Source organism: Bacillus pretiosus, from assembly GCF_051294775.1.
Classification (GTDB): domain Bacteria; phylum Bacillota; class Bacilli; order Bacillales; family Bacillaceae_G; genus Bacillus_A; species Bacillus_A wiedmannii.
The window spans coordinates 1-11,694 of record NZ_JBPPHF010000016.1 but is presented as its reverse complement, the minus strand read 5'-3'; the positions used below and the strand labels follow the sequence as shown (position 1 = coordinate 11,694).

At 30.8% G+C, this 11,694-nt stretch carries 11 protein-coding genes and 1 pseudogene; 6 read left to right on the top strand and 6 right to left on the bottom strand.

The window, feature by feature from the left end; translation table 11 throughout:
- Together ACSG5Z_RS29470 and ACSG5Z_RS29465 are read right to left on the bottom strand one after the other, a co-directional pair.
- A partial coding sequence (locus ACSG5Z_RS29470; RefSeq protein ID WP_435712725.1) for a MerR family transcriptional regulator occupies nt 1-237 on the bottom strand: 237 nt, incomplete at its 3' end.
- Nucleotides 238-796: 559 nt separating this feature from the next.
- Nucleotides 797-961 (bottom strand): gamma-type small acid-soluble spore protein, encoded by a 165-nt coding sequence (locus tag ACSG5Z_RS29465; protein WP_165927691.1) that lies wholly within the window; start codon nt 959-961, stop codon nt 797-799.
- Between the two features lie 1,124 nt (nt 962-2,085).
- On the opposite strand from ACSG5Z_RS29465, the gene ACSG5Z_RS29460 reads away from it, so the two are divergent.
- Entirely contained in the window at nt 2,086-2,649 is a 564-nt protein-coding gene (locus ACSG5Z_RS29460) for a hypothetical protein (protein ID WP_098762257.1), read from the top strand.
- An 11-nt stretch (nt 2,650-2,660) separates the two neighbouring features.
- Nucleotides 2,661-3,812 (top strand): hypothetical protein, encoded by a 1,152-nt coding sequence (locus tag ACSG5Z_RS29455; protein WP_435712724.1) that lies wholly within the window; start codon nt 2,661-2,663, stop codon nt 3,810-3,812.
- A gap of 529 nt (nt 3,813-4,341) precedes the next feature.
- On the opposite strand, the gene ACSG5Z_RS29450 is transcribed toward ACSG5Z_RS29455, so the two are convergent.
- Nucleotides 4,342-4,926, bottom strand: coding sequence for a MarR family winged helix-turn-helix transcriptional regulator (locus ACSG5Z_RS29450; protein ID WP_435712723.1), 585 nt, complete (start codon nt 4,924-4,926; stop codon nt 4,342-4,344).
- Between the two features lie 221 nt (nt 4,927-5,147).
- Nucleotides 5,148-6,737: a tetratricopeptide repeat protein gene (locus tag ACSG5Z_RS29445; RefSeq protein WP_435712722.1), complete on the bottom strand. Its 1,590-nt coding sequence runs from the start codon at nt 6,735-6,737 to the stop codon at nt 5,148-5,150.
- A gap of 352 nt (nt 6,738-7,089) precedes the next feature.
- On the opposite strand from ACSG5Z_RS29445, the gene ACSG5Z_RS29440 reads away from it, so the two are divergent.
- The 4 genes and pseudogenes from ACSG5Z_RS29440 (at nt 7,090) to ACSG5Z_RS29425 (ending at nt 10,621) form a co-directional block, all read left to right on the top strand.
- Nucleotides 7,090-7,662 carry a tyrosine-type recombinase/integrase gene (locus tag ACSG5Z_RS29440; RefSeq protein WP_435712721.1) on the top strand — a complete coding sequence of 191 codons (573 nt, stop codon included), beginning with the start codon at nt 7,090-7,092 and terminating at the stop codon, nt 7,660-7,662.
- Nucleotides 7,663-8,070: 408 nt separating this feature from the next.
- A complete protein-coding gene (locus ACSG5Z_RS29435; protein WP_435712720.1) occupies nt 8,071-8,769 on the top strand; it encodes a CsxC family protein in 699 nt (232 codons plus the stop codon).
- Between the two features lie 117 nt (nt 8,770-8,886).
- Nucleotides 8,887-9,150, top strand: a pseudogene (locus ACSG5Z_RS29430) (tyrosine-type recombinase/integrase); the annotation flags it as partial.
- A 679-nt stretch (nt 9,151-9,829) separates the two neighbouring features.
- Nucleotides 9,830-10,621 (top strand): CsxC family protein, encoded by a 792-nt coding sequence (locus ACSG5Z_RS29425; protein ID WP_435712719.1) that lies wholly within the window; start codon nt 9,830-9,832, stop codon nt 10,619-10,621.
- Between the two features lie 217 nt (nt 10,622-10,838).
- Here the strand turns inward: ACSG5Z_RS29425 and ACSG5Z_RS29420 are convergent, their stop codons facing one another.
- Complete coding sequence (locus ACSG5Z_RS29420) at nt 10,839-11,036, bottom strand: hypothetical protein (RefSeq protein WP_327958704.1); 198 nt, start codon at nt 11,034-11,036, stop codon at nt 10,839-10,841.
- A gap of 159 nt (nt 11,037-11,195) precedes the next feature.
- A partial coding sequence (locus tag ACSG5Z_RS29415; RefSeq protein ID WP_435712718.1) for a DUF3967 domain-containing protein occupies nt 11,196-11,694 on the bottom strand: 499 nt, incomplete at its 5' end.

Sequence of the window (11,694 nt, the reverse complement as noted above, 5' to 3'; positions counted from 1 at the left end):
TTGATGCCATGATACTATTTGTTTTGTAGCGTTTTCTAATGTCATGTCTGTGTCGTTCTTTAGGTTGATAACCTTACGAAACACCATTACATCACTTTCTCTATACTTCCTATGCCCACGTTCATTCTTTATGAAAGTATAACCCTCTTTTTCTAGTACATCAGCATACTTACGTAATGTACTAGATTGGATACCTAATTGCTCTGCCACTTCGCCGGGACTATATAACGTCTTCATAGCGTCTCACCTCAAAAATATATTCGCTATAGCAATGATATACCCTTTTTCCTAATAATTCACGTATCACTTGTTTCAAATTCTTAACTCTCATAATATTTACATGAGTAATTTGTATAATTCATATTACAGACCCAAACTTAGGAACACATATCAATTTTAAAAATGAATACTCGTTATATCTCGATACCCACATCAAAATCTTTTTTATTTATACCAAATTTTATGAAAAAAAAGAATAGCAAGGATCCTCAGAATCCCCGCTACATCAACAATGTATAAAATCCTGTATACAAGATAGCGAGACAAAAAAAGAAGAATCCCTGTACCTACAAGGATTCTATGAAAAATTTGCTACCGATAATGTTACATTATGTTAACTAAAATTGTATACAATATACATCTTAAAAACAGAAAAAGACTACCTTTTCCCAGTTAGAAGAAGTAGTCTTTTTCTATTACGTAATTGGGTTCCACGAATGATGCCTTATCGTATCTTGGATAGTTTGCTCAAAGTGTATCTCCCACGATTATAGAAAATATCCTTTGTTTGTTAACTTTATTGTTGGCTAGATTGTTGGTTCTTTTTAGCTTCTGCTTGAGCGTTTTGTTGTTTTACTGCTTGTACATCTGTTTCACTAGCAAATTCCGTTCCAAATTTGTTAGATGCAGATGCAGCGTTTGTTCCTGCAGAAGTTTTGTTTGGTTGTTTGTTATTATTCATTACAATCACCTCCATAAAAATTAATGTTCCCAATAGGATCGTAATTATCCCAAAAAGCTTTTAACGAATATACGATTGCTAATAATAGGACGTTATATTAACTTTACATGCATGTTTATTTATCACAAAAAATGCTTCGTTCCCTTTACTAGATCTTTACTTTCCATTTCCCATAACTCCATTGGTTTTTGCCCTTTTCTGGGGTCCCGTCCTACACTTTTTATTCCACGGTTCACTTGACCACGAGCCTCTACACCCTCAAACTCCCAAAGATAACCCCAGCGGGCAAAAACCACCCTTCTGGGGCCACCTCTGGTGAGTTTGCATGAGGGTGCCCCTCATGGTCAAGTGACTTTCGCGGCATAAACGTTACGGACTCCGTGATCAACCCTTTTCTAGTTATTCCCTCATGTATTCCTATTACAAAATCTCTCATATTTAAATTAATATATTGTATAATATAGTTAAATCAGATTCTATGTGGTATTACATAGAATCAAGTACATATGCTCCCCTTCGGTGAGCTTGATTTATCCGCCCTAACGGCGTCAAATCAAGAAGGTCAAAACATACCCACTGATCATCTTGCCGTCCTGCGTCCTGCAAGATTCAAGCAGGGCAAAATACGCCTGCCTTGTCATGATAAAAGCTGACGCTTTTCCATGCCTGCGGTCAGACGCATTCATTTTTGATTCTCGCTACGCTTGAACCAAAAACAAGCTCGGCAAGCCGAGTGAATGGTCTTCAGGCGTATTTTGCCCTGCGGGACTTCCTGGCCAGAACGCTTCGCATCTGTCCAGATTCTTTTTCTAAGTCAGCTCACGCTTCTTAGAAAAAGACAAATAAAATTGCCCTCCGGCATTTTTATTTGTTTGATCAAAATGTCATGCTTCGCATCACATTTTGTATTTTCCAATCTATAGCTTTGCTATTAGATTGATTCATTCAAAGTCAGCTTCGCTTTTTTGAATGAAATGAAATAAACATTTTTAAACAAATGTTTATTTCATAAAAAACGAACGATGTGAACATATGTAAATGTACACATAGCGAAGACACACAGCTTCGCTATGGATTCCCAAATAATTAAATACATAAATATAGCAAAGACAGGAGGCATCCCTATGGCCGCGCCACGAAAACATATACGGATTCTAAAAACAAAAGAGATCGAAGGTATGGATATGCTTTGGAAAACTGGAACAGCTACCAGAGAACAAATGGAAAGAGAATATAACATCAAAGGAGATCGTCTAAAAAAACTTTGTCATAGCGGCTATTTAGAAGAACGCACAGGAAAAATTGTTTTAGGAGAAAAAGGGATAGAAAAGTTTAAGAAAGAGGGAAAAGAGTATCAATATAAAACCGGTATCAATAACGCCAAACATGATATTCGTCTCTCTGAAAAATACATCTCTCTACCAAAAGAAACACGAGAAACATGGAAAACAGAAAAACAATTGCATTCAGAGGCCCAGAAAGACCCCAGATACGATGATTTTAAAAAAAGAATAGTAGAGTCCCATCCGCAGGGAAAATTCCAACCAACGCCCGATGGGGCCGTCTATAGTGAAGTGCATAGTGGTTACATTGCTATAGAGGTGACAACACGTAACTATAAAGAGATTGATATCCAACAAAAACAAGAATTTGCGAAAACATTTTTATCCGGATATGAACAACTATAGGAGGAAAGAACATGGCAATACAGCCAACATTTATTGTTCCACATACTTTTTATACAGTACATGAAATTATGGATAATACGAATTCACCCTATATCTTAAACTTACATGAAATTCAGGAAGATTCACATAAGAGAAAATTAAGTGATGAATTACATTTATTCATCATGAAGCATTATCATAATCTATTTACATTTATGCTCCATCATCAGCCCTACATGTTAAAGTCACAGTTCCTAGATCTATTCGGCTACCAAAAAGGGAAAAAGAATAAATCTAGAACACTTGGTTATGCAAAATTAAAAGAGTTAGAGGATAAACTGTTAATTGGTTCTAAATCCTTTTATGGTGCTGAATATATTTATTTATCTTATCGAGCTTACTATTATTTTGGCCAAGAAAAAAAGGTACTACCGATTGCACCTGGAGAGAATGTACTCTTCCGCCATTTTACTCGTATGGAAGACTATCTAGAATTAAATAAACAATATACAGATCCAATATTATTAACCGCATTACTTTGCTCTCACGAGCATTACTATCTATTACATACAGATCCCTTTTTCCCAATTAGCCCAATACAAGAGAAGGATACACGTTACTTTGGAGAATACTTCCCAAACAACAAGATACCTAAAAATCTTGATATGGAATTTGTAACCGACTTTCTCATAAAGACAAAACAAGAAAATAGAGGATTGTGGTTAATCAATGAAGAGACACCTGAAACTCAACTTCATGTACTCATTACATTTATTGATGAACTCTTTAAAATCCTTACTACACGTTGTTCTCTTAAATTACTTATTAATAATCAAAAAGAATCTTTACGAATCGTAGCAAATATTATCCCAATACCAGGAACATCTTATATCACGATTAACAATCTAATCTCTGATATCTATCATATTGAATTTTTATTAAAGATTTGTTTCCCAACAGTGATAACAAGTTTTACTTTTATTGTGATGAACCAAGACCATGAACGTGAATTAAACAATGTTATAAGTAGAATTACTAAACTTAGAAAAAATAAAAAGAATTTACAACCATGGCAATCTATGATTGATCCAAAAAATATTAAAATCCGGAATACAAATCTATTTAGACGTTTAAATTTCAACGATTCCTACGAATCACAGCGAGAGAAACCACTCCCACAGTAACCACTTACTTATCGTAAGTGGTTTTTGGTCTTCTCCCTACTTTTGAGGTAGAGGCTGGCCGGGGTGTGGGGAGACCCCACGTATTACGTATCTAAAAATAGAATAAGAATTAATTAATGGACGTTAGATCAAGCGGTTTGGCTCGTATAATGAGTAGCTCAAGCCGATATGCCTAAATCCTACTTTTGAGTTTATCGGCTTGGCGATGAAAGTAAACGAGCCAAAAAAAGTTCCGCAAGGATGTTAGAAAAAAGAAAAGTCTTCGACTTTAGCCGAGGATTAACGAGGCTACTTTTTTCTAGCAAAGGTGGAGATTTTTAAGCAGGGTTTGCTTAAAAATACTACCTGTTCCTTGCGGAACTTTTAGCTCCTTATATAGAGAGTGAGAAGGGACAAGTATACAAAAATAGAAAAAAGTCAGTAATACCAAGGGATTTGGGATTTTTTATAGTTATCGAATTCGATAACTTTAGTTATCGAATTCGATAACTATAAAAATATAAAAAAACCTGTATGAGATTCATACAGGTTACACTAATTTTATTGGTAAATTTTTTAATTCTTTAGGTTTTCTTATAAACATAGTTTGTAGTGTTTGATTAATATTGTCACGATCTCCACAAAGAATTACATTAGGATTTATGTACAGTGCATACATTCTAGCATTAATTCCATCTCTACCCGATTCAAAACGTCCAATTAGACCTTTTTCAATTAATTGCTTTACTAATCTACTAACTGTATTTTTACTAGATCCTATTTTGTCTGCAATTTCTGTTTGAGTCATAGGTAATTGTTCTTTTGCATTAATATCATGAACAATACAGTTAGATCGGAAACCTATAAATCCAATGATTTTGTTTAAAAACATAATTTCTTCGTTTTTCAAATAATTATTTTGAATGAGATATAACCAATTCTCTTGAATAATTTGGGCAAATTTAGCTTTGTTTTTTATCTTCCGTTCAGGCACTAACTTCATTCCATGCGAATTAGCTTTTGCTTGAAGTTCATTTGCTATGTACATCTCTTCTTCTGACAAGATCTTCGAATTCTCAATATCCCTCAATCTTGCATTTCTTTCAGATTGTTTTAAATTGATAGTATTTGTCATAAATTTTCTCCTTGTTACTAGTATTTACAACTAGCAAAGAGACTTTTCTTTATGCTATTATGTTAATAGATATATTTAACCAATAAAAAAGTCTCTCGTTATAGTTGTTTCTCGACAATTCAATTATATCACGATTGGCTTTTTTTTTATAAGTCAAAAAAAAAGAACCCTAGAATAACTAGAGCTCCCTTTCAAAAAAAACAAATATATTATTTATATTTTTATTTTTTTTCTAAAACGTAAATTTTATATGAACCATCTTTGTTATAATCTAATATATTAATTTTGCCCCCGTCAATACTAATATAACCAACAGCTTGACCATTCTTTTCAAATTGGTATTCTTGAGTAACTATGGAATGTTTTCTTTCATATAATTCAAAAGTAATATGCCTATTAATAAAATTCCCAACTAATTTTTTTGTTTCTAAAATAATACTAATTTGACTTTGGTTTATCACTATTTCTGTAATAGATTCATCACCATTTAATATCCAAGAACCATCAAACATTTGAGAATTTATACTAAATTTCTCAAATGTTGCTGATGCTAAATTATTAAAGAAATCTTTAATTTCCTTAGCACTTTCTATTTTATTCGTTTTTTTATCTTCTTCTTCTTTTTTCAACCTTTGAACCTTTAACAACGCACTATTTACATTTTGATGAACATCTTCATTCCCTTTAACATTTTGGAGAATCTCTTCAGCTTTATCAATAAAACCAGAATTCATATAACTATAAGCCAAATTTGCAGTAGCTAACGTGTTCCCCAAGTTAGAAGATTTCTCATAATATTCTATGCTCTTATAATTCATTTTCAATTTACTATAAACAACACCTAAATTGTTCATTACTGACTTATCAGTATTGTCTATTAATAATATCTTTTCATAATAAAAAACTGCCATTTCAGTATAATTAATTTTACTATAAGCATAAGCAAGAGAAAATAAAGCACTTTTATGATTAGGCTTAATTTTTACTGCCTTTTCTAAAGCGTATATTTGAAAATCTAAATTATCATTATCCCTATATAAATTAGCTAAATGATAATAATATTCAAATTTATTTTCATCACTTACTTCCTGCCTATTAATTTCATGTAATAAAAGATTAACTGCTTTCTGAAAATCACCTAACTCAACATAAATACTAGATAATCTTTCAAATAAAATACCACGAATAGTATTTTCAAAACCTATATTATGTATTCCTTTTTCTAAGTAAATTTTAGCACGATCATTATCTTTCGTATCCGCAAAAGAATCAGCAAAAAATAACATTACATTAGGATAAGCTTCAGTATTTTCAGCTTCTTTTTCAATTTTATAATAAAAACTTATTACATCTTCACCTAACCTATATAACAAAGAATAATAAATAGCTTTCAACTTTATTTTTGAAATTTTATCCGTCTCATTTTTCATAAAATCTTGATAAATCATCTTTAATTTCGTTTTATCTTTAATTTTAAAAGCATCAATTAAACTTTTTAAATAATCATCCGAGGAAATATCATTATTTGAATCAACAGTTGATGATATTTCTAAAGAAGGAGCTTTTTCATCACTGTCTATCTTCTCAGGCTCAATTAAAGAATTATTACTATTAATATCACTACTTCTTTCAGAAGATTCACCAACAGCTTCCATCTCTAGACCTCTAAATTTAACCTTAATTAAAGTTCTAAAAAAAGATTCTAATGGCTTTCTAAATATAAATATAACTAAAACAACACAGACTGCAATAAAAATGACTACTCCACCTGGACTAGATAAAAACCCTAAAACTTCCTTTAAAAACCCCAATAAAATCACTCCATCACTATTAATAAATGTAAAAATAATATAACATATAAATCCCATATCTTTTACAAAAAACTAAAAGTAAACTTTTGAATATTAGTTTACTTTCATTATCATTAACATAAAAAAACCACAACAATTGCTGTGGTTTTTCTTATTGTCACCCAAGACTATGTTGTAAATGCTCATAGCAATGTATGTTAGATTTCAATTGCAAGTTCCAATGTAAACTTTTAAATATTAGTTTACATTCATTTCCCCTTAAACATTGACTTTATGCCAAACACTCTGATATCCTCAAAATAAACAACAAAAGTATACATTCAAAACACTGTAAATAAAGAGGTCAAAATCCATGAACAAAAAACCACATCTTATTGATGTACAACCCATCCGTAGCAAAGAACAGATCGAAGATATGAAATGGGCTCTAAAACGTCATTGTTCCGAACGAGACTATATTCTCTTCCTTATTGGGATCCATACTGGATTACGTGTCAGCGATCTACTCCAAATTGAAACACAAACCATAATAAATTTAAAACGTAAAAAGAGAAAAGAATTCAAGATCAAAGAGGGAAAAACGAAGAAAGAACGCATGATTAACCTTACTTCTATTTTTGATGAAGTATACTCTTATGGCCAAACACTAGAAAGTACCTGGTTATTCCCTTCCCGAAAAGGAGATCAACCCATTAGTAAAATCCAGGCTTATCGACAATTGCAAAAAGCCGGAGATTTTGCCGGTATAGAATCCATTGGGACTCACACCATGCGCAAAACCTTCGGCTATTGGTTCTATAAACAAACAAAAGATGTTGCTATGTTGCAAGGAATTCTAAATCATAGTACACCCCAAATCACACTAAAATACATTGGAATTAATAAAGAAGAAAAAGACAATATACTTGATAATTTCCATATTTAAAATCTATCAAAAAAACGACATCTAGGGGTACAGCCTAGATACATGTAATTTTGAGTATTAGTCATACATTTATTTTCAACCATACTTATAATCATGGATTTCCTTGTTATTTTTCAACTTATTATCATACATCCTAATCATACAGTTGGAACAAAGTGTTTTCAGTAGCTAATAGATGGATGATTAGGGTGTACTCATAATAGACAAAACGGTATTTATAATCCCTATAAATTGAATATAAGAATAAAAGTAAATACATGACCTATTCCACAATTATTTTAAATTTAATTATCTTTATATATTATTAAAAATTAAATTGATACGAATAACATAAATGAAAAAAATTAATACATTGACATTGAACAGTTTTAAAAATCTAAAGTAATTTTAAAAAGGAGTCTAAGTAACATGAGTGAACAACGTCCAATTAATACATCATGTCAGGTGGTAGGGCAAACTCAAACACCATTAAATAATAAAGTTAAAACACCCATTGTTACCACAGAAACACCGCTTGTACAAATGCCAGTTATATTAGCCGAAAGAACAATTCAAATTGTTGTAGAATCTAATATTTCATTAGATCCTCCAGCAATTGAAATTAAGCGTATCTTAAAAAACAACGTATTTTTGACACAAGGTGATTTAGTTCCTCTAGCATTTACTCCAATACCAGGTACAAATTACAACCTAGTTACAAAAGCTAAATTATTTTTACAAGGGTATATCCGTAAAAGTATTGAGTATGTATATGATGAATACAATAGAATTATATATAATTCTATTGTAAATGTTCCATTTTCCGGTTCCACAGATCTAATAGAAGATGATTTTCTATCTTTAGCTTTAGTAGCTTCTTCCTCAGATACTACATTTCATTTTATTAATCCTAAAAACGGTGATTTACCACATTTAGAAAAATGTTCCTTCGGAGATACAGTTTATTATAACAAACAACCATATTGCGAATTAGTGAGTACTCAACTTGTTGGATTAGACTTTTCCCCTTGTCTAACAAACTTAAAGGAACCATTTAATACTTTTCGTGAAATAATTGTATTAAACCTTAATTTAAAAGTTTTACAAATACAACAAGTACAAATTTAAAACAAAGAAAACTTCTTATTTTTCAAACCAACCTACTAAAAAAACACCAATATCCGTTAGTGCTCTCCTAAAGGGAAGTATAAAATAAAATGAAAAAAGTGAGTGAAACTTATCCCAATATTTCCTTCTCGAAAAGGAGACAAACCCATTAGTAAGATCCAAGCTTATCTACAATTGCAAAAAGCCGGAGACTTTGCCAGCGTAGAGTCCATTGGTACCCACACAATGCTCAAAACCTTCGGCTATTAGTTCTATAAACAAACAAAAGATGTTGCTATGTTGCAAAACATACTCAACCACAGTACACCAAGAATTACACTGAAATACATTGAAATTAATAAAGAAGAAAAAGATAATATCCTAGATGTATTTCATATTTAAAACATAATAAAATATAGCTCAAATAGTTAAATCAAAAAATCCCAAATTACATACACCTTTTAAAAAATAATCTCATAAAATAAAATCGAGAATGACAAATATGTTCTCTCCGACAAACAACTCACAGAATAAACAAAAAAGATATTCATACTGAATATCTTTTTGTTTATTCTAAATATCGTTATTTTAATATATATAAATTTTATTTTTCCTGTGGTTAACTAGACTTATATACTCATATTATTTCTTTCAAAAAAATAAGTATATTAATCTTATAAAAAAGAATAAATAACATTTTGAATCTATTTAATGTAAAAAGGGATCTACTAATAGATTCCCTTTCCTTTCAAAGAGACTAAATTTATGAGTGTAAAACAAGTGTCCAATGCTTGTTCCACACTATAAGATATGCTTTCCTATTCAAAATAATTCTAATGAATTTTATTTAGTACTACCTATTTTTTTAATATAAAAGAGTCTAACAATAGTTCCACAAAAATATATGCTACACAAAATCAAATAAGAAAAACATAGATTTTATTACTATAATCTATGTTTTTATTTAAAAATGAGGAAAATCACTATTATACATGCCCTCACACATATAAATACACTCCATAGCATGTTAAAGAATGTATAAACACACTCAAAACATAAACTAAAAGGAGGCTTTTTTAAATTGAGTGAAAAAGAATATAAACAAGATAATAATAAAAATAAAGATTGTAAGGTTAAATCAGAATCGCGGATTCCACTCAGTGATACTGAGGCAACGCCTGTTCTTACAAACAATCCAAGAATTAAAATTCCAGTTGTATTAGCAGAAAGAACACTTCAAATTGTAGTAGAAGCAGAAATTCCACTTTCTCCACCAGCAGTGGAAATTAAAAGAGTGTTAAAAGATGTATTTTTAACACAATGCAAACTAGTACCTGTTGAATATGAACCAATTAATGAAACAGGATATTTTGAAGTAACAAGAGCAAAATTGTTTGTAGAAGGTTATATTCGTAAAAATATTGAATACGCTGCTAAATACTGCAATGGCGTAATTCATGATCGAATTGCAAAAGTTCGATTCTCTGGTTTTGCTGATTTGACTGCTGATGAATTTCTTTCTTTCCCAATTATAGCTTTTGGTTCGGAAAATAAAGCTCGTTTCATTAATCCAAAAAAGAATGATGTTCCTCGTCTAGACAAATACTTCTTTGAAAATAATGTTTTCTATAATGAACAACCATATTGTGAATTAATTAGTGCAGAATTTTATGAACTTGATTATTCATCATATGATGTTCATCATTATTCAAAACATGATGAATATCAGGACAGAAATCAAGATAAATATCAAGATAAATATCAAGATAAATATTATGATCAATATCCTGAGAAAGAATTTGACAAATTACGTGAAAAAATTGTTCTTGATCTTACTTTGAAAGTATTACAAACTCAACAAGTACAAATCTGATAAAATAAAAAAAGTAATATTTTTAAAGTAAATCAATTATTTTTCACATTTCATGCATTATAAAAGAAAGAGGAATCCTAAAAAAATTCCCCTTTCTTTTATTTACATAACATTATATTATCAGCAATCAATGTATCTCAAAATCTATAAAAAAATACCTTCAGATATTCCTTCTAAAGGTATTTTTCATTCACATAATCTGTATTATCAGTAATTTTTATTTATCTACTTTAAAATACTCTGGATGTTCTGCTTTCATAGATAAAATGTTACCACACTCCGTGCAAACATCAGCAATCACCCTTGAAAATTCATTAAAAAGGTTATTCCTACTAATAAATCTCAAACATGCTTGGGCATTTAAAAAATCTTGCCCGATTTCTCTAGAACCACAATTAGGACATTTCTTATTCATTTTCAATTCCTTCTTCCTAAGATTTAGTTCACATAAAATCAAATTATCAGTAGTATCCCAAAAAAATCAAAATTCTCATATAAGTCTAAGCATTACTTTTCTATTCATTTTCCTATATTTTTTAGAGGTGGCAAGAGATAATTAATTAAATTTAAAAAATTATTTCCAAAACTCATACCATTTCTTATCTTTACTTGCTGCAATCATCTTCTTAACTTCCTGGACTTCCCTTATTGTTTGCATAAGCATTTCATCGCTTCTTTGATTCTTCGCTACGTCTTCGCTAGTATTCATCGCTATAAGCGTTTGGGATTCCTGTATCGTTTGTATAGCGCTCAATAACTCTGATTCTCTTTGTGCGAATCGCTGATCTTGTTCAACTAAACGCTTATTTAATTCTTGTAATAATTCATTTTGCTTTTCAATGATCTCGTTTTGATCTTGAAGCATCATCTGTAGCGTTGTAGCGTTGAAATCCGGTTCTTCATAGCGCTCAATTTCATGTCGCTCTAATGGCAATACCTCAACGCCTTGATGCCATGATACTATTTGTTTTGTAGCGTTTTCTAATGTCATGTCTGTGTCGTTCTTTAGGTTGATAACCTTACGAAACACCATTACATCACTTTCTCTATACTTCCTATGCCCACGTTCATTC

Excerpts from the sequence above, each read along its gene's own strand:
- ACSG5Z_RS29450 (WP_435712723.1), bottom strand. The coding sequence starts at position 4,926 with ATGACAAATACTATCAATTTAAAACAATCTGAAAGAAATGCAAGATTG.
- ACSG5Z_RS29435 (WP_435712720.1), top strand. The coding sequence starts at position 8,071 with ATGAGTGAACAACGTCCAATTAATACATCATGTCAGGTGGTAGGGCAA.
- ACSG5Z_RS29420 (WP_327958704.1), bottom strand. The coding sequence starts at position 11,036 with ATGAATAAGAAATGTCCTAATTGTGGTTCTAGAGAAATCGGGCAAGAT.
- ACSG5Z_RS29440 (WP_435712721.1), top strand. The coding sequence starts at position 7,090 with ATGAACAAAAAACCACATCTTATTGATGTACAACCCATCCGTAGCAAA.
- ACSG5Z_RS29455 (WP_435712724.1), top strand. The coding sequence starts at position 2,661 with ATGGCAATACAGCCAACATTTATTGTTCCACATACTTTTTATACAGTA.
- ACSG5Z_RS29460 (WP_098762257.1), top strand. The coding sequence starts at position 2,086 with ATGGCCGCGCCACGAAAACATATACGGATTCTAAAAACAAAAGAGATC.
- ACSG5Z_RS29465 (WP_165927691.1), bottom strand. The coding sequence starts at position 961 with ATGAATAATAACAAACAACCAAACAAAACTTCTGCAGGAACAAACGCT.